This is a genomic window from Streptomyces sp. NPDC052910, assembly GCF_055585605.1.
Genome location: NZ_JBVJJR010000014.1, coordinates 16,262 through 40,206 on the forward strand (window position 1 = coordinate 16,262; position 23,945 = coordinate 40,206).

General features: G+C 73.2%; 13 protein-coding genes, 1 pseudogene and 1 CRISPR repeat array. Of the genes and pseudogenes, 11 read left to right on the forward strand and 3 right to left on the reverse strand.

Annotated elements, in window-relative coordinates; genetic code table 11:
• Nucleotides 1–19 precede the first annotated feature (19 nt).
• A complete protein-coding gene (locus tag ACZ6X9_RS31595) occupies nt 20–730 on the forward strand; it encodes an ABC transporter ATP-binding protein (protein ID WP_469781457.1) in 711 nt (236 codons plus the stop codon).
• Nucleotides 727–3,033 carry an ABC transporter permease gene (locus tag ACZ6X9_RS31600; protein WP_469781458.1) on the forward strand — a complete coding sequence of 769 codons (2,307 nt, stop codon included), beginning with the start codon at nt 727–729 and terminating at the stop codon, nt 3,031–3,033. The genes ACZ6X9_RS31595 and ACZ6X9_RS31600 overlap by 4 nt, the downstream gene beginning before the upstream one ends.
• A 149-nt stretch (nt 3,034–3,182) precedes the next feature.
• On the opposite strand, the gene ACZ6X9_RS31605 is transcribed toward ACZ6X9_RS31600, so the two are convergent.
• Complete coding sequence (locus tag ACZ6X9_RS31605; RefSeq protein ID WP_469781459.1) at nt 3,183–3,995, reverse strand: 3-keto-5-aminohexanoate cleavage protein; 813 nt, start codon at nt 3,993–3,995, stop codon at nt 3,183–3,185.
• A gap of 148 nt (nt 3,996–4,143) precedes the next feature.
• Here ACZ6X9_RS31605 and ACZ6X9_RS31610 point away from each other — a divergent pair, with 148 nt between their 5' ends.
• Entirely contained in the window at nt 4,144–5,475 is a 1,332-nt protein-coding gene (locus tag ACZ6X9_RS31610) for a cytochrome P450 (RefSeq protein ID WP_469781460.1), read from the forward strand.
• A 55-nt stretch (nt 5,476–5,530) separates the two neighbouring features.
• On the opposite strand, the gene pip is transcribed toward ACZ6X9_RS31610, so the two are convergent.
• Nucleotides 5,531–6,430 (reverse strand): prolyl aminopeptidase, encoded by a 900-nt coding sequence (gene pip, locus ACZ6X9_RS31615; RefSeq protein ID WP_469781461.1) that lies wholly within the window; start codon nt 6,428–6,430, stop codon nt 5,531–5,533.
• Between the two features lie 995 nt (nt 6,431–7,425).
• Between pip and ACZ6X9_RS31620 the strand changes: the two genes are divergently transcribed.
• The 3 genes from ACZ6X9_RS31620 to ACZ6X9_RS31630 all read left to right on the forward strand — a co-directional run bounded on the left by ACZ6X9_RS31620 (nt 7,426) and on the right by ACZ6X9_RS31630 (nt 12,492).
• Nucleotides 7,426–10,125, forward strand: coding sequence for a fibronectin type III domain-containing protein (locus ACZ6X9_RS31620; protein ID WP_469781462.1), 2,700 nt, complete (start codon nt 7,426–7,428; stop codon nt 10,123–10,125).
• 490 nt (nt 10,126–10,615) lie between these two features.
• A complete protein-coding gene (locus tag ACZ6X9_RS31625; RefSeq protein WP_469781463.1) occupies nt 10,616–11,848 on the forward strand; it encodes a MerR family transcriptional regulator in 1,233 nt (410 codons plus the stop codon).
• 146 nt (nt 11,849–11,994) lie between these two features.
• The gene (locus tag ACZ6X9_RS31630) at nt 11,995–12,492 is read left to right on the forward strand and encodes a hypothetical protein (RefSeq protein WP_469781464.1); all 498 of its coding nucleotides are present in this window, start codon (nt 11,995–11,997) and stop codon (nt 12,490–12,492) included.
• 115 nt (nt 12,493–12,607) lie between these two features.
• A CRISPR array of direct repeats spans nt 12,608–13,063; the repeat unit is 29 nt; unit sequence GTGCTCCCCGCGTACGCGGGGGTGGTCCC.
• A gap of 85 nt (nt 13,064–13,148) precedes the next feature.
• Here ACZ6X9_RS31630 and ACZ6X9_RS31635 read toward each other — a convergent pair.
• Nucleotides 13,149–14,345 carry a uroporphyrinogen-III synthase gene (locus ACZ6X9_RS31635; protein ID WP_469781465.1) on the reverse strand — a complete coding sequence of 399 codons (1,197 nt, stop codon included), beginning with the start codon at nt 14,343–14,345 and terminating at the stop codon, nt 13,149–13,151.
• A gap of 191 nt (nt 14,346–14,536) precedes the next feature.
• Between ACZ6X9_RS31635 and ACZ6X9_RS31640 the strand changes: the two genes are divergently transcribed.
• From ACZ6X9_RS31640 to ACZ6X9_RS31660, 5 genes and pseudogenes are all read left to right on the forward strand, one after another.
• Nucleotides 14,537–16,753, forward strand: a complete 2,217-nt coding sequence (locus tag ACZ6X9_RS31640) for a molybdopterin oxidoreductase family protein (RefSeq protein ID WP_469781466.1) — start codon at nt 14,537–14,539, stop codon at nt 16,751–16,753.
• 509 nt (nt 16,754–17,262) lie between these two features.
• On the forward strand, nt 17,263–18,504 hold the full coding sequence (locus tag ACZ6X9_RS31645; protein ID WP_469781467.1) for an NAD(P)/FAD-dependent oxidoreductase: 1,242 nt from the start codon (nt 17,263–17,265) through the stop codon (nt 18,502–18,504).
• A 691-nt stretch (nt 18,505–19,195) separates the two neighbouring features.
• Nucleotides 19,196–21,943 (forward strand): nitrite reductase large subunit NirB, encoded by a 2,748-nt coding sequence (nirB, locus tag ACZ6X9_RS31650; RefSeq protein ID WP_469781468.1) that lies wholly within the window; start codon nt 19,196–19,198, stop codon nt 21,941–21,943.
• Nucleotides 21,940–22,281, forward strand: a pseudogene (locus tag ACZ6X9_RS31655) (nitrite reductase (NAD(P)H) small subunit); the annotation flags it as partial. The gene nirB and the pseudogene ACZ6X9_RS31655, both read left to right, overlap by 4 nt.
• Before the next feature lie 206 nt (nt 22,282–22,487).
• Entirely contained in the window at nt 22,488–23,864 is a 1,377-nt protein-coding gene (locus ACZ6X9_RS31660) for a nitrate/nitrite transporter (protein ID WP_469781469.1), read from the forward strand.
• The last annotated feature ends 81 nt before the right edge of the window (nt 23,865–23,945 follow it).

Below are 23,945 nucleotides of genomic sequence, written 5' to 3' on the forward strand. Positions count from 1 at the left end.
CCGATTCTAGGTTCGTGGCATGACTGATGATCCCGGAAGTTCGCAGCAGGTCGTCGTGCGGTTGGACGGCGTGCACAAGGAATACGGCGACGCCAAGGCCCTGGACGGCATGTCCCTGAAGATTCGCGCGGGGGACGCGGTCGCGGTGATGGGGCCCTCCGGCTGCGGCAAGTCCACCCTGCTCAACATGGTCGCGGGCTTGGACCGGCCGACGTCCGGCACCGTCGAGGTCCACGGCCAGAACCTCGGCAAGCTGAACGAAACCGGGTTGGCCCTGTTCCGGCGGCGGCACATCGGCATGATCTTCCAGTTCTTCAACCTCATCGACGACCTCCCGGCGCTGGACAACGTGGCGCTGGCGGCCCAGTTGACCGGGGCCTCGGTCCGGCAGGCGCGCCGTCGTGCGTTGGAACTCCTCGACGAACTCGGCGTCGCCGACCGCAAGGACACCTATCCGGCCGCGTTGAGCGGTGGGGAGCGCCAGCGGGTCGCCGTGGCCAGGGCGTTGATGAACCGTCCGGCCCTGCTGCTGGCCGACGAGCCGACCGGTGCCCTGGACAGCCGCTCGGGCGAGCAAGTGATGGACCTGCTGATCGACCTCAACCAGATCGGCCAGACCCTTCTGGTCGTCACCCACGACCCGTATCTGGCCACCCGCTGCGCCAGCCGTCTGATCGAGGTGGCCGACGGCCGGGTGGCTCGCGAGAGCGCACTGGAGCCGACCGCATGAGCGCCGTGTGGTCCGCCTCGCGCGCGATCGTGAAGCGCCGCAAGGCCCAGACGGTCGTCATTGGACTGGTCGTGCTGTGCTCCACCACGACCATCCTGCTCGCGCTGGCACTGCTGAGCGCCGCGTCGGCCCCTTTCGAGCGGTCCTTCGGCCGGCAGCGCGGCGCCCATGCGGTGGCGGCCTTCGACCGGACCAAGGTCTCGGACGCCCAGTTGGCGCGCACCGGCCGGCAACCGGGCGTCGAGGCCGCCGCGGGGCCGTACCCCCAGGCTGTCGTCGACATACCCAAACAGTGGCTGTGGGTCCCGGCCGGTCCCCTGACGATCGTGGGCCGGTCCGATCCGGCGGGCACCGTGGACCGCGTCCATCTCCTGGAGGGCCGCTGGGCCACCAAGCCCGGCGAGATCGTCGTCAGCTCCCCCGGCCGAGGCGCCGCCGGCCCGCTCAGGCCGGGTACGACGTTCACGGTGCGTGGTGCCCCGCCGCTCACCGTCGTCGGCTACGCCGGCAGCGTCAGCAAGTCCGCCGGCGCCTGGGTCGCACCGGAGCAGATGGCCGCGCTGCACCCGTCCTCCACCCAGATGCTCTACCGCTTCGCCAAGTCCTCCACCGAGAGGGAGATCCGCGACGGCCTGTCGGAGGCTACCGCGGGGCTGCCCGAGGGCTCGCTGACGACCACGCAGTCCTACCTGACGCTCAAGCGAGCCTTCTCCGCGGGGGCCGATTCCTACCTCCCCTTCCTGACGGCCTTCGGCGTGCTCGGCCTGCTGGTCTCCATCCTGATCGTCGGGAACGTGGTCAGCGGGGTGGTCGTCTCCGGGTACCGGCGCATCGGGGTGCTCAAGGCGCTGGGCTTCACACCGAACCAGGTGCTCGCGATCTACCTCACGATGATCTCCGTACCCGCGGTCGCCGGCTGCGCCGCCGGCGTCCTGATCGGTGACGTGCTGTCGCAGCCCATCCTGCGGGATGCCTTCAGTGGCATCGAGACCGGCGACGCCTCCATCGGCGTCGGACCCTGGGTGTACGCCGTCTGCCTGCTGGGCATGCCCGCCCTCGTCGTGCTCGCCGCGCTGGTCCCCGCGCTGCGCGCGCACCGGCTTTCCGCGGTGCGGGCGATCAGCGCGGGCAACGCACCGCGGACCGGGCGCGGCCTGTGGATCCAGCGGTGGCTTGGTGGCACCCGGCTGCCGCGCGCCGTGAGCCTGGGCCTGAGCCAGCCGTTCGCCCGCCCGGGCCGCACCGTCATGACGATGGCGGCCATCGTCCTCGGCGTCACGACCGTGACCCTGACGACCGGTCTGACCAGCACCATGGTCGCGTTCGGTAAACACGGCCAGAACAACGGCTCCGCCTGGGTGAACGTGGAGGCGGGCAGGCCCGGGCTCGGCCAGAAGGCCGCGAAACTGAGCGACCGGCAGATCGAGGCACGGCTGCGGTCCCTGCCCGGAGCGGACCTGGTGACCGCCCGCGCCATCAGCAAGGTGCGCCTGGCCGGGTACACGGAGACCGCCGCCGCGAACTTCCACCGTGGGGACACCCGGATGTACGACTCCGAGGTCGTCAAGGGGCACTGGCCGCACGGACCGGGCGAGGCCGCGGCCGCGCCGGCGTTCCTGAAGCAGCGCGGGCTCGCGGTCGGCGACCGGATCACCCTCTACCTGAACGGCAGGCAGGCACACGTCACCGTCGTCGGCGAACTCATCGAAGGCCACGCCGATGCCTTGGAGTGCGACTGGCGGACCCTGGCCGAGTTCGCACCGGACCTGCGGGCCATCCTGTACACGGTCGAACTCGCCGACGGCGCCGACGCCGAGGCGTACGCCCGGGCGGTCAAGGCATCCGACCCGGGCCTTTATCTGATGCCCGGTGCCTCGACGAACACCACCGCCGTGACCGTCGTCGGCGTCTCGGCGGCGTTCACCGTACTCCTGACCGTCGTCGCGGCCCTCGGGGTGTTCAACACGGTCCTGCTGAACACCCGGGAACGCCGCCGCGACCTGGGCATGCTCAAGTCAATCGGTATGACGCCACGTCAGGTCATCGTGATGACCGTGATGTCCGTGGCGGGATCGGGCGCGGTCGGCGGGCTGCTGGGGATACCCCTCGGGATCGCCGCGCACCGGCTGCTCGTGGACCACGTCGGGCAGGTCGCGTTCCCGGAGTCCATGAAGGACGTCTGGCACACGCCCCAGTTGGCCCTTCTGGTCCTGTCGGGGGTCGCGATCGCCGTCCTTGGCGCGCTGATCCCGGCCCGCTCGGCGGCGCGGCTCACGATCGCCAAGGTGCTGCACAACGAGTAGGCCGTCCGTTCCCCCTTGCAAGCGCATCCCGTGCACCGGCTGACCATGATCAATCTCAGCGACACTTTCCGTACCGCAAGTACTCATACCCGACACAGTCCACCCGGCGCCGCCCCCCCCGTGGGGCGGCGCCGGGGCCGATCGCCGTCTCAGGGAGGCCCGGCTGCCGTGGTGCGGAGGCCGGCCTGCCGGTTCGGCCTCATCCCTCCGCCCCTGCCCCCGCCCTCGTCCGCTCCGGTCTCGGCGGCGGTCAGAAGCGCCGCCGCCGCCCGGACCAGTGCGCCGTTGCCGGGCGTCGGGGAGCCGTCCGGGAGATGGAGGACGTCCTCCAGGCCGACGCGGGTCGGGAGACCTCGTCGCGCGGCCAGCCGGAGTGCGGGCCAGGCGCCGCCGTCCTCGCCGTGGAGGAGTACGGGCGCGGAGAGGTCCGTACCCAGATCGTCCAGCAGCGTGCGGGCCGTTCTCTCGGCGGTCGTGGGGGAGGTGTCGGTGATCTCCGCCAGGATGCGCAGCACCTTGCCCGCGAAGGGCGAAGCGCGGAAGCGGGCCACGGCGTCCGTGCCGGAGAACAGGCCCGCCTCGATGCCGATGCCGCGCTCGGTCAGCGCGGCGGCGACCAGGTCGGCGCCCTCCTCGTGCCAGTTGACGGACGCGTGGTCCGGGAGGACCGTCCACGACCGCACCAGGGCGGCACGGGTACGGGCGTCGGGGGCGGCCCAGGCGCCCGTCGTGACCCCGACCGGAACGCCGGGCACCGCGGCCCGTATCCGCGTGACGGTCTCGGCGACGGCGGCCGGATCGAGGGTGTCGGCGCCGGCGGCGTCCTTCGGGTGCACGTGGAGGTCCACAGCCCCGGCGGCGACCGCCTCCCGTGCCGCCTCCGCCAGTTCGGCGGCGGTGACGGGCAGAGCCGGATGTTCCCGCCGGGAGCGGGAACCGTTCGGACACGCTTGCAGGATCATGCCGACAGCATGACAGCGGGGTCTGACAACGGACTCCGACCGGTTCTGGTCAGGCGGCTCGCCTTGTAGGGATCCCACAGGGCGGGCCGGTCCACCCTGACCCTTGCCGCACCGGCGCCCGGGGCCGCCCATCAGTGAGGATGAGCGGGTGGCCGATCTTCTGAACCCGGCGGACCCCGCCTTCGCGCGCGACCCTTACCCCTACTACGCGCGCCTGCGCGCCCGCGGCCCGGCCGCACGGGTGGAACTCGTCAACGGCACCCACGCCTGGCTCGTCACCGGTTACCGGGAAGCCCGGGCCGTCCTGGCCGACCCCCGCTTCTCCAACGTGCCCCCGCAGGCCGCCGGCCGCCCCCGGCCCGACTCGCCCGCCCGCCGCGCGCAGGCATGCCTCGCCCGGCACATGCTCAACTCCGACGCCCCCGACCACACCCGGCTGCGTCGGCTCACCACCGCCGCGTTCAGCCCGCGCCGCGTCGACGGCCTCCGTCCCCGTATCGCCGGGCTGGCCGCCGGCCTGGCCGGGGACCTCGCGGCCCGGCTGGACCGCGACGGCACCGCCGACCTCGTCGACGCGTTCGCCTTCCCGCTGCCCGTCCTGGTGATCGGCGAGGTCCTGGGCGTCCCGGAGGCCGACCGCGCCGACCTGCGGGAGTGGACGTACCGCGTCGGATCGCCCGCCGACGCGCTGCCGCCCGGCGCGGTGGACGCCGCGTGGACCGACCTCCACGCCTACTTCACGTCCCTCATCGCGGACAAACGACGCGCGCCCGGCGACGACCTCTTCAGCTCCCTCGTGCACGACGCTCGGGGCGGTGGCCCGGACGGTGGTCCGGTCGGCGGTCTGGACGGTGGTCCGGTCGGCGGTTCGGATCGCTGCCCGGACGGCGGCCCGGACAGGGGGCTTGACAGGGGCTTGGACGACGCCGAACTCCTGGCCATGGCCTTCCTGCTGCTGTTCGCAGGCTACGAGACGACGATGAACCTCCTCGCCTCCGCGGCCCTGCTGCTCCTCACCCACCCCGACGAACTGTCGGCCGCCCGGCGCGACGGAACCGGACGCCGCTGGGAAGCCGTCGTCGAGGAGACCCTGCGGCACGCCAGTCCGCTGGAGGGAACCACTTGGCGGCGGACGACCGAGGCGGTGGACCTGGGCGGGGGAACGGTCATACCGGCCGGGGCCTCCGTGCTCGTCGTCCTCGCCGCCGCCGGCCGCGACCCCGGCCGCTTCCCCGACCCGGACGCTTTCCGGCCCGCCCGCTACCTGCCAGGTCCCGGACGGGCCGCCGCGCACACCGCGTTCGGCCACGGACCGCATTTCTGCCTCGGCGCCCGGCTGGCCCGGCTGGAGGCGACGATCGCCCTGCCGCTGCTGTGGGACGCGCTGCCGGGACTGCGCCCGGCCGCCGACCCGGGTCTCCTCCCGTACCGTCCCGGCCTGTTGGTCCGAGGGCCCCGGGAACTGCCCGTCACCCGCTGACCGATGCCGGGGCGGCCGGTGCGGCCACCCCGCGCCGACGGGCGGGCCCGTACCGTCAGCCGACGGCGGCGAACCGGTCGAGCGCCGCCCGGGCCTCCGTCCGCATCGTCTCGCTGCCCAGGTGGCCCGAGTCCGACACGACCACCAGCCGGGCGTCCGGCCAGACCTTCGCCAGTTCCCAGGCGCTGACGAGCGGACCGGCGACGTCGAACCGGCCGTGCAGCAGCACGCCCGGTATCCCGGCCAGCCGGCCCGCGTCCCGGAGCAGGGCGCCCTCCTCCAGCCAGGCGCCGTGTGCGAAGTAGTGGGTGACGATCCGGACGAACCCGGCCCGCGCCCGCGAAGACCGGTCGGTGTACGGCGTGGGGGCGGGACTGGTGCCCGCACCGGTGCCGGGCTCGGCGGAGACCACCGCGTCCTCCCAGGCACACCAGTCCCGCACGGCCCGTTCGCGTACGGCCGGGTCCGGATGCTCCGCCAGCCGGGCGTACGCGGCCACGAGGTCCCCGTCGCGTTCCGCCTCCGGGACGCCGTCCCGGAACCGCTCCCACTGCTCCGGGAAGAAGCGGGCGGCGCCCCGGTACAGCCAGTCGATGTCCGAACGTCCGGTCACGGTGACGCCGGTGATCACGATCTCCGCGACCCGCTCGGGGTGCCGCTCCGCGTACGCGAGGATCAGCGTGGACCCCCAGGAGCCGCCGAACAGCGTCCACCGGTCGACGCCCAGGTGCTCGCGCAGCCGCTCCATGTCGGCGATCAGGTGGTGCGTGGTGTTGTGCCGCATGTCGGTCGCGGGGTCGGCGGCGTGCGGCGTGCTCCGGCCGCAGCCTCGCTGGTCGAAGAGGACGACGCGGTAGCGGTCCGGGTCGAAGTACCGGCGGGCTCCGGGCGAGAACCCGGAACCGGGTCCGCCGTGCACGACGAGCGCCGGCTTGCCGTCCGGCCTGCCGCACACCTCCTAGTACACGCGGTTGCCGTCCCCGACGTCGAGCATGCCCTCGTCGTACGGTTCCGTCGGCGGGTAGAGGACGTCGGTTGCCATGCGGGATCCCTTTCGCTCGGATGGTGTTGCGGGCGTGCGGGCGTGCGGGCGTGCGGGCGTGCGGGCGTGCGGGCGTGCGGGCGTGCGGGCGTGCGGGCGGTCAGCGGTCAGTGGGTGTGGTGTTGCCGCGTCCGCTGGGCGAGGGGCGGGGTGGCCTGTGCGGCTGCCGGCTCGGTGGAGGACTCTCTCGAGGGTCTTGTGCGGCTCTAGCGGCAGGAGTCGGGAGTGCCCGGCGCTCGCTGAGGAGGGGTGAGGGAGTGTGTCCAGGTGGCTGATCCTCGGTCGGCCGGTGGAGCGGACGAGGCGGAGGGGTTCATGGTGAAGCCGGCCGGGCCGGTGGCAGCGGGTGCGTTCGGTGGTTCGCAGCGCTGGGCGTCGTGGCCGGCGTCGAAGACGATGAGATGTTCCGGAGATGTCCCGGCCACCCACGCGCCAACAGCCTATCTCGATCACGCTGGTTGCCACACGGTGGAGCTGGGTGGCGATGACCTCGGCGACGTCGTCCTCGCGGCCGGTCCGTGGCCATCGGGCCTCCGCGGAGTGAGATGTCGGCTCGGGACACAGGTGTGTCGGACCCAGACCTGGGCGTTTCGGTTGGCCAGGCCCGGACGCAGTCGTATTGCGGGGCGTCGATACCCCACCGGTCATGCGGGGCCGACGAATCGGAAGAGGGGAAAACCATCACGTTCCCCAGCTCGCTACCCGAAATGCCGCCTCATCGCCACAGGTTGAAGAACAAGGCCGCAATTCACCCCTTGTAGGCACTCCGCGGGTACGTCATGATCACCCAATTGGTGCTCTTCGCCCTCAGACGGTGCGGAGTGCCCGAAACACGGCCCCGGCAGGTGACTTCGCGTCCGGGGATCCTTCGCTGTTGAGGAGTGATGGGCAGCATGCCCGGTTCAGGAATGGCGAGAACACGCCCCGGCGGGCGCGGACGGCACAGACGCCTGCGCGGCAATTTCCTCATCACGTTCGCCGTGACGATGGCGTTGCTGATGGTCGGGTCCGCGGGACCCGCCATGGCGCAGGGGCCCACCAAGGGACCTGGTGAGGCGTGCGGCGCGCACGCCACGTCCTTTACCGTCGAACAGGACGCTCCCGTATCGCTCCGTATGGGCTGCGCCCGGGACGCCGGGACGCTCCGGCAGTTGGGGAAGAGCGATGACGACTTGATCATCGCCCTCGATTTCCATGTTCCCCCCGAGCGTCAGGATCAGTTGGACCAGGTCAAGTCGGACTGGGCCGACTCGATACGTGCCGACCAGGACGCGGGCATGACCGTGGGCGAGTCGGTGGCCAAGCGGCTCCAGCAGCACAGCGTGGGGATCTATCCCCCGAAGGACTGGAGCAACACCACCGACCTCGACGGGCGCGTGGTCTTGGTCGATAACAGCCTCGTGTTCGTGGTCGCCAAGGACAAGGTCGGTACCACGGCGAACGCTTGGCAGAAGTGGATAGCCAGTGGTGTCGCCCTCGGCGTCACCATCGTCTCCGGAGCCGCGTGCCTGATCGCGTTCAACGTGGGAGCCCCGGCCGCGGCTCCGGTATGCGGAGCGGTCAGCGGGGCGATGGGCGCACTCGTCGGTGAGCTGATGAACGCCTATTTCGACAACCGGTCGCTGGGCGACGCCGACGTGTGGGCGGAGGCGCTGGCCGTCGCGATGTGGGGCGGCGTCAGCGGCGGCCTTGGCGGCCAGTTGCTGAAATGGGCTGCCTCGGGCACCACCTCCGTGATAACGAATGCTCAGACGAGCCTGCGGAGCTGGGCGACGACGCTGGGGAACATGGGCAATCCCCTCGGGTTCATGGCCGACCGCCTGAAGGGTATGGGGCCGAATCTGTACGAGTCCCTGCAAAGGCTTTCCCGCGGTGTCGGCCAGTCCAAGGTGCCGCTGAAGGTCATGGTGGTGGGTGATTCGATGTCTCAGGGCTACGAGGGTGACTGGACCTGGCGCTACCGCCTGTGGGAATGGTTCAAGAAGGAGCGCATCGACGTCGATTTCGTCGGCCCGTACGAGGGAACCCGGCCGCAGGACGCCCCCAAGGCCCCGTCCGCGCCGCCACTTCAGGGGGAAGCCCCGCCACCGGCCGACAGCGCTCCCGTCACCTCGGGCGGATACGCGGCCGGGGTCGCGCCGGATTTCGACACCGACCACTTCGCGGTCTGGGGACGGCAGGCGGCGCAGGACAAGAAGCTGATCGCCGAACAGGTGGCGAAGTACCAGCCCGACCTGCTGCTGGTGGGGCTCGGGTTCAACGACATGGGCTGGTTCGTCAGTGGCCCGGAAGGCACGCTGGACAGTATGCGGACGCTGGTCGAGCAGGCCCGCGCCGTCAAACCGGACCTCAATTTCGCCCTGGCCAACGTTCCGCAGCGGACGTACATCGGCGGCCGGGACGACCTGCCGGTCAACACGGACAAGTACAACAGCATGCTCGCGGCCGCGATCCCGAAGTGGAGTACCGACAAGTCCCGCGTGGCCCTGGTCGACTGGGCCCGAAACTACAGTTGCGACAGGACCACCTGTCATGCCGGCTACGACGGGCTGCACCCCAACGCCCTGGGCGAATACCAGATCGCCCAGGCATTCGTGCGCACACTGCACGACAGCTACGGTCTCGGTAGAGAACTGGTCAGTTTCCCCACGCACATCCCCGACCGGCCGGCGCTCGCGCCGGGCACGATCTGGGTCGACTCCGGACCGAGCGGAATCACCCTGAAATGGAAACCGGTCTACGGAGCCCGCGGTTACACCGTCCGGCACCGGATCAAGGGCTCCGGCACCTGGAACGAGACGCCGGTCAGAGCGGCCCGCTTCGACACCACCTGGACCCTCGACGGCTGGGAGTGGGAATACCAGGTTCGCACCGACAACGCCGATGACGGGAAGTCGGGGTGGTCCGAGACGCTCAGCGCCACCGCGCACCCGAAGACCGCCGCGGCGCCCAAGAAAATCGTCACCCGCGCCACCGCCACCGGCGTGGACGTCTCCTGGGACGCGCCGACCGGCCCGTACACCGATGCGATCGACCGGTACGAGGTCATCACCTGGGACAGGGACACCCCCGGAGCGTTCATCAACAGCACCGCGGTCAGGGGGACGTCCGCGCGCATCAACGGGTTGCACGAGGGCCACCACTACCTCGTCGCGGTGGTCACCTGGAACGCCGCCGGCGGCGGTATGCCGGGCGTCGCCCGTTCCGTCACCGTCGGCGCCGGGACACCACCGGCCCCCAGCGGCTTGAAGGTCACCTCCACCGACGCCACCACCGTGCAGTTGACCTGGTCCGGGTCCGCCCAGGCCGCCGGCTACCGCGTCTGGGTCCGCAACGTCAACGACGGCAGCCCGTCCAAGGCCGACGAGTACGTCACCAACGAGACCAGCCGGGGCATCGCCTACCTGTTCCCCGGCGTCTGGAACTACGAATTCTGTGTCACCGCCGTCAACGGCGAGGCCGAATCCGGCAAGTCCGACTGCGTGATCGCATCGCGGCCCGGAATGAAAGGCAGCGGCGTGGCCCCGCCGGCGGACACCAGGAAGCAGGGCAACCCGCTCTCCGCCCTGATCCGGGCTCCCCGGACACCGACCGCGTCGGCCGGATAGCCCCACCTGACGAGACAGCGGCGGGGAACGCTCCCCGCCGCTCCTCGCCTGCCGTGCCCCCGGGCCCTGCTCCGGCACTCCGGCCTCCGGTCCTCCCGCCGCCGGTACTCCGGCCTCCGGTCCTCCCGCCGCCGGTACTCCGGCCTCCGGTCCTCCCGCCGCCGGTACTCCGGCCTCCGGTACTCTCGCCGCCGCACGGTCGCCCGGCCCGGCCGGACGCTCCGGCGCCGGACCGGATCACTTACACCACCGACGGTCCTCCCCTGTGCGTTCGGGGTGCAGTTCGCCCGTTTCGCGGTGAGGTCCACGTTGAGCGTGCCGTCGCCCGAGGTGTGGCCGTCCCGATGCATGGGCCGTCCCGATGCGTGGGCCGTCACGTTTCCGGTGTCCGGATGCTCTCGCGCCCCGTTGACCTTTCCCCTGGGGAAAGCCGCAGCATCGGCCGTGCCGGGTGACGGACCCGGCGTGAACGAGGAAGGACGGGCCCGCCGTGGGACTGCTGACCATCGGGGCGTTCGCCAGGGCGTCCCGGCTCACGCCGAAGGCACTCCGCCTCTACGACGAACTGGGCCTGCTGCCCCCGGCCAAGGTCGACGCCGTCACCGGCTACCGCTTCTACCACCCGTCCCAGCTCGAACGGGCCCGGCTCGTGTCGTGGTTACGCCACGTCGGCATGCCGCTGGCCCGGATCCGCCGGGTCTGCGCATGCCACGACGAGGTGTCACCGCTCGTGGCGGCCGAAGAGATCCGCGCTTTCTGGAGCGAGTTCGAAACCGTGTTCGCCGCGCGGCGCGAGCTCGTCGCCTTCCTCGTCGACCACCTCTTGTGTAGGGGAAAGGAATCCGCCATGACATCCACCGGCAGCTCCCTGCGCATCCGCTGCGCGGCTCTTTCCGACCCCGGTTCCGTCCGGGCGCTGAACCAGGACACCGCCTACGCCGGTCCTCGGCTCCTCGCCGTCGCAGACGGTTACGGTGATCAGGGTGCCCGGGCCGGCGCGGCCGCGATCGAGGCGCTGAAATGGCTCGAGGGGGTTGGGGACGGGGGTGCCGTCGACGCCGCTCGCGCCGCCGGTCCCATCGCCGACGCGGCGGCCGTGCCTGCCGATGACCTGCTGAACGTTCTCCAGGAGGCCGTGGACCGGGCGGACCGGGCGGTACGGGATGTCGCGGCAGCGGACACGGCAGAAAACCGCGGCGTTTCCCGTGCCTCGGCCGCCGCTCCCGCCTCTTCCACTCTGCCCGCCCCTTTTACTCCTTCCACTCCTTCCGCCTCTTCCGGCACGACGCTCACGGCGCTGCTCTGGACCGGTTCCCGCGTGGCCCTCGTCCACATCGGCGATTCCCGTGCTTACCTGCTGCGCGAGGGCGAGTTCTTCCAGATCACCGAAGACCACACGTTCGTCCGCGCGATGGTCGAACAAGGCGCCCTCACCCCGGGCGAGGCCGCGTCCCACCCGCAACGGGTGTTGCTGCTCCGGGCCCTGGGCGCGGGTGAACGGGCCGTCGCGGACGTGCGGTTGCGCGAGGTGCGGGCGGGGGACCGGTACCTGCTGTGTTCGGACGGCCTCTCGGCCGTCGTCCCGGACGACGCGGTACGCCGCGTGGCGGCGGCCGGCGAGGACCCCGAGCGTACGGTCGGCGAGCTGGTCGCGCTGGCCCACGCGGCGGGTGCGCCGGACAATGTGAGCTGCGCGGTGGCGGACGTCCACCAGGAACGCTGACCGCCGGTGACAGGGCGCTCCACGACTCCCCGTCACACCCTCGACGCACCGTCGCCGTACGGCCCCCATACCGCCTTCCGAACCGCCTCGGAACAGGCACAACCTCCCCTCCCGGACGAACCGTCGCACCACATAGGGTTGGCGGAATGACGACCCATCCCTTCGATGCCGCCGTGACCGCCCTGAGCCGGAACGCCTGGCTGCCCACCGGTGAGGAGGTGGCCCTGGGCCAGGAGTTCTTCCACCGCCGCGAGGGGCTCCAGCGACGCCTGCTGCCCGGTATGCCCCCCTGCCCCGACCCGCAGGGCTGGGTGACCGAACACGTGCTGTGGCTGGAGGACGTCGTCGGCATCGCCGACTCCCTCGTCGCCGCCTGGCGCTCCTACCTCCCGAACAGCCACATGATCGCCCTGCTGGAGGCCTACGCCCACCAGGCCCGCCCGGCCGTCCCTTACGCCGCCGACCTCCTCCGCGCATGGGAGGCGGAAGCGTTCGAGTCCTGCTCGGTGGAGGAGGCGGGGTGGTGGGAGGAGTGGCACATCCCGGAAACGGAGCGGCAGGCGCTTGACGCCTTGAACCAGCAACTGATTCCTATCGGGGCGATGCTTGTCACGGCGGTGGACCGGGGGGTGGCGGCTGTGTGAGGGCCGGGGGTGTGGTGAAGGGATGGGTGGGGTGGGGGGTTTGTTCTGTATGTCGCGTTGCTTGGAAGTGAGTAAAAACCAGGGTGGGCCGCGATAAAGCCCCAGGTCGCGCCCTGTGCTCCCCGCGTACGCGGGGGTGGTCCCTTGGACAGCACCAGGCAGTTCTTCGAGTCGGCGTGCTCCCCGCGTACGCGGGGGTGGTCCCTCCGAGGACGTCTCCGACCAGATCAAGATCATGTGCTCCCCGCGTACGCGGGGGTGGTCCCGACGCCCGCGAAGTGGAGGGTCCCTCCCGGCAGTGCTCCCCGTGTACGCGGGGGTGGTCCCCGGTACAGCACCCGCGCCACCTGCCCGGCCAGGTGCTCCCCGCGTACGCGGGGGTGGTCCCCAGTCACCACGGCAATCGTCGTGATGCCGGCCGTGCTCCCCGCGCACGCGGGGGTGGTCCCGTCAAGACGGTGGAGCGCTGGATCGACGACGAGTGCTCCTCGCGCACGCGGGGGTGGTCCCATCACGACGGGCGAGACCGTCGAGTACGACATGTGCTCCCCGCGCACGCGGGGGTGGTCCCGATGCGCCCCATACGGTGACCCGCGTCCCGGTGTGCTCCACGCGCCAGCGGCGGTGCGCCCAGCCGACTGGTAACAGCGAGCTCCCTACACGCCACCCCCGCCCGCCCGAAGTTCCCCCGCCCAGGCCTCCGCCCCCACCGAAGCCACCAACCGGTACCCCCGCTTCGTCACTGTCCCCACCAAGTGTCCGTATGGGCCCAGCGCTCCCCTCAGCCGTCCCACCACCGCCTCCAGCGCGTGGTCGTCCGGCCGGTGGCGGCTGTTTTCCGTCGGCCAGAGGCGGTGTGCCAGTTCCGTGCGGCTGAGGACTGTGCCCGGGCGTTCGGCCAGGGTGGAGAGGAGGGTGGCCGGCAGGGGTGGGAGGTGGAGGATCGTTTCGGGGGTGTGGACGGTGGTGCCCTGGATGGTGAGGGGGCCTGCCGGGGTGGAGAGGGTGTGGCGGTGGCGGCGGGTGAGTTCGGTGGTGAGGGTTCTGACCAGGGAGCCGAGTCTGCCGCGCTCGGGCCAGGTGCAGGGGATTCCTTCCGCGAGGAGGGGGCGGGCGCAGAGGGGGCCTATGCAGACCGGCAGGACGTCGTGGCGCAGGGCGGCCAGCAGATGCTGCCGGGCCGGGCCTGCCGCGTCCAGGAACGCCTCGATCGCGGGGGCGCTGGTGAAGGGGAGGGCGTGGATCTCCCGGCGGACGGTCCGGGTCGCGAGCCGGCGTACCGCGTCGGGGTCCTCGGGCGGGCCCCAGCGGTAGACGGGAAGCGCGGTCACGGAGGCTCCGCGGGCGCGCAGCGCGTCGGTGAAACCGGCGAGCGGAGCGCCGTGTTCCTGGACGACGACATGCCGTCCGCGCAGGTCGCGGGCGAGCAGCCAGGCGAGGACCGCCTCAGTGGTCTCGGACTCGGGGGCGTGGTCCTCGCGCAGCCCGCTGGCACGCAGCGCCCCCGTCGTCTTCGAGCCGCGGCTGAGGACGGCCGCCTCCCGGCAGGCGCCGAGCAGCGCCTCGGCGAGGCCCCAGCCCTCGGCGGCGCTCATCCAGCCGCGCCAGCCGACGCCGGTGGTGGCCACGACGTAGTCGATCGGGCGGGCCAGGCACGCCTCCGTCGCGGCGCGGAGCAGCGCGTCGTCTGCCAAGGGCACCATGCGCAGGGCGGGGGCGACGGTCACGGAGGCGCCGCGGCGGAGGAGGAGAGCGGCGAGTTCGTCCCGGCGGCGGTCCGCCGTGACGCCCACGGTGAGACCTGTCAACGGGCCGATCGGCTCACCGGGGGCTCCCGGTACGGCTGTTCCCATGGGGCGAGATTCGTCGACGGGGATTAAGCGGCCGTTGCGCCGTCGTCACAGGGGCGTTAGGACCGCGCGTGGTTTCGTACGGTCATGTGTCGGGTGCCGCACATCGGGTACCGCCCGGGGTGTGGGGGACGTGCGCGCATGGCAACGTCGCTGTATCACGGCCGTAATGAGGGCGGATGACGCTTACCGGCATGACCCCAGCAGCACCGCCGACCGACACCCACTGCCCGTACTGTTCCCTGCAGTGCGGTATGCGGCTGCGCCGTATCGTTTCCGCGGGTCCGGACACCGACTCCGACTCCCGGTCCGGTTCCGGGTCCGGCTCCGGGTCCGACTTCGCGCCGGAGCCGGAGCCGGTGCCGGGCGACGGTCCCGGTCCCGTCGTAGCGGTGGAGGAACGGCCCGACTTCCCCGTCAACCGCGGTGCGCTGTGCGGCAAAGGGCGTTCGGCCGCGGCCGTGCTCGCGCCCGGTGCCCGGCTGACCGCTCCGCTGGTCCGTGACCGCCGCACCGGCCGGCTGCGCGAGGCGGGCTGGGACGAGGCGCTGGGGCGGGCCGCCGACGGGCTCGCGGACGCCGCCGCGCGGTACGGCCGCGACGCGGCCGGCGTGTTCGGGGGCGGCGGTCTCACCAACGAGAAGGCGTACCTGCTGGGCAAGTTCGCCCGGGTCGTGCTGCGCACGGCCAACATCGACTACAACGGCCGGTTCTGCATGTCGTCCGCCGCGGCCGCCCAGCGGGCGGCGTTCGGCCTCGACCGGGGGCTGCCCTTCCCGCTCGCGGACATCGGACGCACCGGCTGCCTCATCCTGGTCGGGGGCAATCCCGCCGACACCATGCCGCCCGCCATGCGCTACTTCCGTGCCCAACAGGCGGCGGGCGGGCGGCTGGTGGTCGTCGATCCGCGCCGCACCCGGACCGCCGAGACCGCCGATCTGCATCTGCGCCCGGCCCCGGGCACGGACCTGGCGCTCGCTCTCGGCCTGCTCCACCTGGTCGTCGCGGAGGGGCGGGTGGACGAGGAGTTCGTGGCCGCCCGCACCACCGGCTGGGAAGAGGTCCGTGCGGCGGCCATGGCGCACTGGCCGGAACGGGTGGAACGCCTCACCGGCGTCCCGGTGGCCGCGATGCGCCGGACCGTGGAGCTGTTCTGCGACGCGCCCAGCGGCATGGTCCTCACCGCGCGCGGCGGCGAACAGCACAGCAAGGGCGTGGACACCGTCGGCGCGTGGATCAACCTGTGCCTGGCGACCGGCAAGGCGGGCCGGCCGTTCAGCGGCTACGGCTGCCTGACCGGGCAGGGCAACGGCCAGGGCGGGCGCGAACACGGCCAGAAGGCCGACCAGTTGCCCGGCTACCGGTCGATCACCGACCCGGCGGCCCGCGCGCACGTCGCCGGGGTGTGGGGCGTCGACCCCGACACCCTCCCCGGCCCCGGCCGGTCCGCGTACGAACTCCTCGACACCCTCGGTACCGACGGCGGCGTACGCGCCCTGCTGCTCATGGGGTCCAACCCGGTCGTCTCCGCCCCGCACGCCTCCCACGTCACCGAGCGCCTGCGCGCTCTGGACTGCCTCGTCGTCTGCGACGTCGTCCGGTCCGAGACCGCCGAACTCGCCGACGTCGTCCTGCCCACCGCCCAGTGGGCCGAGGAAGCGGGCACCATGACCAACCTGGAAGGGAGGGTGATCCTCCGCAGCCCGGCACTCGCCCCGCCGCCCGGCGTCCGGACGGATCTCGACGTCCTGCACGGGCTCGCCGAACGACTCGGCGTCGGGAAGGGGTTCCCGACCGATGCCGAGGAGGCGTTCGAGGAACTGCGCGAGGCGTCCGCCGGCGGCCAGGCCGACTACTCCGGCATCAGCTACGCGCGGATCCGGTCGGAGGACGGCGTCTTCTGGCCCTGCCCGCGCGGCGGCGCCGGGCGGCTCCGTCACCCCGGGACCCCGCGGCTGTTCCTCGACCGCTTCGCCACCCCGGACGGCCGCGCCCGGTTCGCGGACGTCTCCCACCGGCCCGCCGCCGAGGAGCCGGACGCCGACTACCCCCTGCGGCTGACGACCGGACGCGTGCTCGCGCACTACCAGAGCGGCGCCCAGACGCGCCGCACTCCGGAACTCGTCCGGGCGGCGCCCGGCCCCTTCGTCGAACTCCACCCGCGGCTCGCGGCCCGGCTCGGGATCGCGGACGGCGACCGGCTCACCGTCACCAGCCGGCGAGGCCGCGTCACCGCCCCCGCCGTGGTCACCGACCGGATCCGCCCCGACACCGTCTTCATGCCCTTCCACTGGCCCGGCGCCGGCCGCGCCAACACCCTCACCAATCCGGCCCTCGACCCGGTCTCCCGCATGCCGGAGTTCAAGGTGTGCGCGGTACGGGTGGAGGCGGCGGCGGGGGAGGAGCGGTGAGGGGAGTGGTGGTGAGGGGAGCGGTGGGCGGCCGGGATCCGGGTCGGGAGCCGGCCGGCGAGCCCGGCCGGGGTGCCGGGGCGAGCCCGGCGGGTGCCTCCTCCCTCCCGGCAGGCGCCCCCGCGCTCGCGCCGGGGAGGAGCGGGCGCGCCCCGCGCTCCGGCGAGTCCGCGCCCGCCGCCGAACGGGCGCGGCGAGCCGACGCGGCGGGCGCCGCGCGGACGGGCAGGGCCGGAAAGCCGTCCCAGGACGACACGTGGGTGACGGGCGAGGCCGTGACGTGCACGGCCACCGGATCGCCGGGAGGCGGGGCAGCGACCGTGGGGGACCCGGACGTTGCCACTGACGCGGGGGTACGAGCCGTCCGCGCCGCCTCGAACGCCGTCCCGGCCCGCCCGTGCGGCGGTTCCGGGGCGGTGCCGGACCAGGGCACGCTCGGCCGGGCTCCGCGGACCCGCCCGTCGGCCGGGCACCCGGAACAGGACCGGCCCCGGCCCACCACCCGAGCCGTGCCGCGCCCCCGCGCCCCCCGCCACGTCGCCGTCGTCGGTGCCGGCATGGCCGCCGCCCGGTTCGCGCGGCAGTTGCTCGCGCTCGTGCCGGACGGGACCGTACGGGTCACCCTCTTCGGGGCCGAGCCGCACGTGCCGTACAACCGCACCCTGCTCACCGGCCTGCTGGGCGGCCGGTACTCGTCCGATGCCATCGCCCTGCCCACCGGCGGAGCCGTTGTCCGCACCGGCAGCGAGGTCGTCGGGTTCGATCCGGACGCGCGGACCCTGCACACGGCAGACGGGGAGACGGTCGCCTGGGACACGCTCGTCCTGGCCACCGGGGCCGCGCCCGTCGTGCCGGATCTGCCCGGGCTGCGTACCGTGTCCGGGACGCTCAAGGGCGGCGTCCACCCGCTGCGCACCCTCGGTGACCGGGCCGGGATCGCCGCGGACGTCCGGGCCGGCGGCACGGCCGTCGTCGTCGGCGGGGGAGTGCTCGGCGTCGGCGTGGCGCAGGCCCTCGCCGGGGCGGGCGTCGCCGTTCGTCTGGTGCACGACGGGCCGCACCTGATGGACCGGCACCTCGACGCGGGCGCCGCCGGGACCGTGCGCCGCACGCTCGCCGCGCTCGGCGTCACCGTGTACCAGGACCAGTGCGATGGCGCCGTGCTCGGCGACGACGTCCGGATCACGGGGTTCCGGCTGTCCGACGGGACGCGGATCGACGCCCGGACCGCCGTCCTCGCCTGCGGAGCCCGCCCCCGGACGGAACTCGCGCGGGCCGCCGGCCTCGCCGTGGCCACCGGCGTCGCCGTGGACGACACCCTCGCCACCTCCGCTCCGGAGGTGTACGCGATCGGCGACTGCGCCGAGCACCGGAACGTCGTACACGGGCGGGCGGAGGCCGCCTGGGAACAGGCCGACGCACTGGCCGCCGCGCTCGCCGCGCGCCTTTCCGGGGCGTCGGGGGACCGTCCCTGCCCACCCCCTCCCGTCCTGCTCCGGCTCGGGGCCGGGCCCCTGGACCTGGCCGCGTTCGGCGACTCCACCGCCTCGGGTGACGACGTCGACGTCATCACCCTGGCCGACGCGACCCGCGGCACCTACCGGAAACTGATGTTGCGCGACGGCGTCCCCGTCGGCGCGATCCTCGTCGGCGACCTCACCGCCGTGGGCGAGGTAGGGGACGCCGTGGTGCGTGGCGAACCGGTGGTGGGGGATGCGCTGGGCCTGCTCGTGGGGGAGAACTGCCCATGATCCCACCGGACATGTCCAGGAAGCGTCGTCGAAAGTCGCCCGTACGATTGCCGGGGGCCGGCCGGGATGGTCGGAAGGGCGACCCGCAGACCCTTGCTCCGGACGCTCTGGACGCCCCGCACGCGGCGGCCACCCGCGACCGCGCTGCCGGGACCGTCCGGCGTCCCCTCCTCGATGTGGACCGCCGGACGAGCCACCACGGGCCGGGACGGCAAGCCGCGCCGGGGGCCGCGCCGCCTCGACGGACTTCCCTGGCCCGGCCTCGTGAACCCCCCGGCCCGGTCCGACCACCACCCTTCCCGAGCCGGGTGAACCGACCGCGCGCCCCCGGATGAACCGCCTGCGATCCGCCCGCCCCCACCTGCAACCCGCCCGCAGCCCACCTGCAACCCGCCGGCTGAGACGAACCCGCCACGCCGCCCGAACCTCCCCCGCCCCACCGCTCGCCCCCACACCACGGGCCGAACCATCACGGACCGAACCACCACCGACCGAACCGCCACCGTCCTCCCCGCCGACGACGCCGGGGCCCAGGGGACACCGAGGAGACCGAGGGCACACCGTCCGACGCCGGATCCGGCGGTCCCGCCGGAACCGTCGCCGACAGCGAGTCCACCACCGCGCGCACCGGTGGCGCGTCCTCCTCCGCCCCCCTCCCACCCGCTGACGCTCCCGAAAGGCGGACGACCGCATGACCACTCCCGGCACCACTGCCGGCGCCACCCCCGGCACCACTCCGCCCCACCTCGTCCTGATCGGTCACGGCATGGTCGGCCAGCGCTTCCTCGAAGCGCTCGCCCGCCGGACGGACGGGCTCGGCGCGGACGCGCCGCACGTCACCGTCCTGGCGGAGGAGCCGCGCCCCGCCTACGACCGCGTCCGGCTCACCTCGTTCCTCTCCGGCGTCACCGAGGCGGAACTCTCCCTCTGGAAACCCGAGTTCGCGGACCGCCCCCACCTCGAACTCCACCTGGGAGACCCGGTCACGGCCGTGGACCGCGCCGCCCGGAAGGTCACCACACGCTCCGGAGCGGTGCACGCGTACGACACCCTCGTCCTGGCCACCGGCTCGCGCCCCTTCGTCCCGCCTGTCACCGGGCACGACACTCCCGGCTGTTTCGTGTACCGCACCATCGACGACCTGGAGGCACTCCGCGTCCGCGCCAGTGCCGACGGGGTGCGGGCCGGGCTCGTGGTCGGCGGCGGGCTGCTCGGGCTGGAGGCGGCCGGGGCGCTGCGTGCCCTGGGGCTGGAGACGCACGTCGTCGAGTTCACCTCGCGGCTGATGGCCGCGCAGGTCGACGACGGCGGTGGTGCCGCCCTGCGCCGCAAGGTCGAGGAGCTCGGGGTCGTCGTGCACACCGGGGTCGGCGCCGGTGCCGTGGAGGCCGGCCCGGACGGCACCGTCGCCCGCGTGACGCTCTCCGACGGCACCGTCGTCCCCTGCGGTCTCGTCGTCTTCTCCGCCGGGGTCCGGCCCCGCGACGGCCTCGCCCGCGCCTGCGGCCTGCCCGTCGGCGAGCGCGGCGGCATCGTCGTGGACGACGGCTGCCGCACCGCCGACCCCCGTGTGTGGGCCGTCGGCGAGTGCGCCCTCACCCCCGACGGCCGGGTGCACGGCCTGGTCGCCCCCGGGTACGCGATGGCGGAGGCCGCCGCCGACCGGATCACGGGCGGCGACGGCACCTTCACCGGGGCCGAACCCGCCGCCCGGCTCAAGCTGCTGGGCGTCGCCGTGGCCAGCTTCGGCGACGCCCACGCCACCGGCGACGACGCCCTGGAGGTCAGCTACGCCAACAGCCGCGACGGCGTCTACAAGAAGCTCGTCGTCACCCCCGACGGCCGGCTGCTCGGCGGCGTCCTCGTCGGGGACACGGACGCCTACGACGTGCTCCGGCCGCTCGCCGAGGCGGGTACCCCGCTGACCACCCCGCCGGAACGGCTCCTCCTGCCGGCCTCCGCTTCCTCCGCCGGCGCGGCGCCGGGCCCGGAGAGCCTCCCGGACACCACGATCGTCTGCTCCTGCCACAACGTCACCAAGGGCTGCATCCGAGCCGCCGTCACCGACCACGGCTGCGGTGACGTCAAGGCCGTCCAGCGGCGCACCAACGCCGGTACCGGCTGCGGCTCCTGCCTCTCCATGGTGGGCAAGCTCGTCGAGGGCGAGACGACTCCAGCGGGCACCACACCCGCCCCCAAGGGCCTCTGCGAACACTTCACTCACACCCGCGCCGAACTCTTCGACATCATCAGCGTCACCGGCATCACCACCTTCTCCCGCCTCATCGACGAACACGGCAGCGACGAACACGGCGGCGACGCCCACGGCAGCGACGGCTGCGACACCTGCAAACCCGTCGTCGCCTCCATCCTCGCCACCCTCAACCCCCGCCTCGGCAACTCCGTCCACATCCTCGACGGCGAACAGGCCGCCCTCCAGGACACCAACGACCACTTCCTCGCCAACCTCCAGCGCAACGGCTCCTACTCCGTCGTCCCCCGCGTCCCCGCCGGCGAGATCACTCCCGAGAAACTCATCGTCCTCGGCGAGATCGCCCGCGACTTCGGCCTCTACACGAAGATCACCGGCGGGCAGCGCATCGACCTGCTCGGCGCCACCGTCGACCAGCTCCCGCACATCTGGCGGCGGCTCGTCGACGCCGGCTTCGAATCCGGCCACGCCTACGGCAAGGCCCTGCGCACGGTGAAGTCCTGCGTCGGATCGGTCTGGTGCCGGTACGGCGTCCAGGACTCCGTCGCGCTCGCCGTCGAACTCGAACTCCGCTACCGCGGCCTGCGCTCCCCGCACAAGCTGAAGGCCGCCGTCAGCGGCTGCGCCCGCGAGTGCGCCGAGGCGCGCGGCAAGGACTTCGGCGTCATCGCCACCGCCGCCGGCTGGAACCTCTACGTCGGCGGCAACGGCGGAACGACCCCCCGCCACGCCGAACTGCTCCTCGCCGACGCCGACCGCGACACCCTCGTCCGCACCCTCGACCGCTTCCTCATGTTCTACATCCGTACCGCGGACCGGCTGGAGCGCACCGCCCCCTGGATCGCGCGCATGGAGGGCGGCCTCGACCGGCTGCGGTCCGTCGTCGTCGACGACTCCCTCGGCATCTGCGCCGACCTCGACGCCCTCATGGAACGGCATGTCGCCACCTACGAGGACGAGTGGCGCGCCACCCTCGACGACCCCGAACGGCTGCGCCGCTTCGTCTCGTTCGTCAACGCGCCCGGCACTCCCGACCCCGCCGTGCGCTTCGAGGGCGAACCCGGCCGGATCCGCCCGGCCGCGCCGCCCCTCCTCCCCGTTCCGGCCGTCGAGACCGCCAAGGCCGTCGAGACCGCCAAGGCCGTCGAGACCGCCGAGGCCGTCAAGACCGCCAGGGCCGCCATGGTCGCCAAGGCCGCGGAGGTCATCGCGACGGTGGCCCGGTGACCGCCCGCCGCGCCGTCGAGGTCGACACCGGCGCCGGCTGGACCCCCGTCTGCGCCTACGACGACCTGATCCCCGGCCGCGGGGTCGCCGCCCTCGTCGGCGGCCACCAGGTGGCGGTCTTCCGGGACCGCGCCGGACGGCTCTACGCCGTCGGCAACCGGGACCCGTTCAGCGGGGCGTACGTGGTCTCCCGAGGCCTTCTCGGGAGCCGTGACGGGACGCCCGTCGTGGTCGAGCCCATGTACCACCGAGCCTTCGACCTGCGCTCGGGCGTCTGCCCCGACGAATCCGAGGCGCCCGGCGGCGTCCCCGCCGCGCTGCCCGTGTGGCCGGTGCGCCTCATGGGCGCGTCCGAAGAGGGCATGGCCGGCGGGTCCGACGACCGCGACCGCCGAGCCCGTGCCTCCGGCGACCGCGGCCGCCACACAAGTGCCTCCGAAGGCCCCGCCCGCCACACGGACAGCCCCGTCGACCGCCACGGCCTCGCCGGCGCGGCCACCGCCCCACCCGCCGACCGCCCGTCCACCCCGCCCCGGGAGCACCCGTGAACCCCGCCACACCCGCCGTCGAACGGGCCCACGAGCCACCCGCCGCCCCGGCATCCCGCCGTCGGCGCATCGAGGACTGGCGGCCCGAGGACCCGGCGTTCTGGGCGGCCGGGGGTGCCCGGACGGCCCGGCGCAACCTCGTCCACTCCGTCCTCTGCGAGCACGTCGGCTTCTCGGTGTGGAGCCTGTGGTCGGTCCTCGTCCTCTTCCTCGGCCCCGAGTACGGCGTCGACCCGGCCGGCAAGTTCCTGCTCACGGCCGTGCCCACGCTCGTCGGCGGCGCGCTGCGGCTGCCGTACACCGTCGCCGTGGGCGTCTTCGGCGGCCGGACGTGGACGGTGATCAGCGCCGCCGCCCTCCTCGTCCCCACCACCCTCGCGGCCGTCGTCCTCGAACCGGGCGTCTCCTACCCGACCCTGCTGGCCGTCGCCGCCGTCGCGGGCATCGGGGGCGGGAACTTCGCCTCGTCGATGGCCAACATCAACGCGTTCTACCCCCAGCACCTCAAGGGCCGCGCACTCGGCGTCAACGCCGGCGGCGGCAACCTCGGCGTCCCCGCCGTGCAGTTGCTCGGCCTGCTGGTGCTCGGCACGGCGGGCGCCGGGCACCCCCGGCTGATCGTCCTCGTCTACATCCCGCTCATCGTCCTCGCGGCGCTCGCCGCCGCCCTGCGCATGGACGACCTCGCCGGCCCCCGCCCGCCCGGCCGCCCCCTGCGCGAGGTGGCCCGGCAAGGGCACACCTGGACCGTGTCCCTGCTCTACATCGGGACCTTCGGCTCGTTCATCGGCTTCGGCTTCGCCTTCGGGCAGGTGCTCCTCGTCCAGTTCCCGGACGACTTCCCGACCCCCGTGCGGGCGGCCTCCCTCACCTTCCTGGGGCCGCTGTTGGGCTCGCTGGTCCGGCCCCTGGGCGGCGTCCTCGCCGACCGGTGGGGCGGAGCCCGCGTCACCTTCTGGACGTTCGCCGCCATGGCCGGCAGCACCGCCCTCGTGCTCGCGGCCTCGCGGGAGGGCTCCCTTCCGCTGTTCCTGACCGGGTTCGTGCTCCTCTTCGTCCTCAGCGGCGTCGGCAACGGGTCGACCTACAAGATGATCCCCGCCCTCCACCGCGCCGCCGCCCGGCGACGGGTCGACGCCGGCGCGGAGCCCGAGGCGGCCCACCGGCTGGCGCACCGGCACGCCAACGCCGCGATGGGCATCGCGGGCGCGGTCGGGGCGCTCGGCGGCGTTCTGATCAACGTCGCGTTCCGGCAGGCGTTCCAGAGCGGCGGCACCGGCGAACCGGCGTATCTGGCCTTTCTGGCGTGGTACGTGGTGTGTCTGGTGGTCACGTGGGTGGTGTATCTGCGGCGAGGGGTCGATCGGGTGTGAGGTGCCCCCGTCCCGCCCCCGGAGGGGGCACCCCCAACGGGCCGGAGTGGGCGCCCTGTTCAGCCCGTCCGGCGTTCGAGG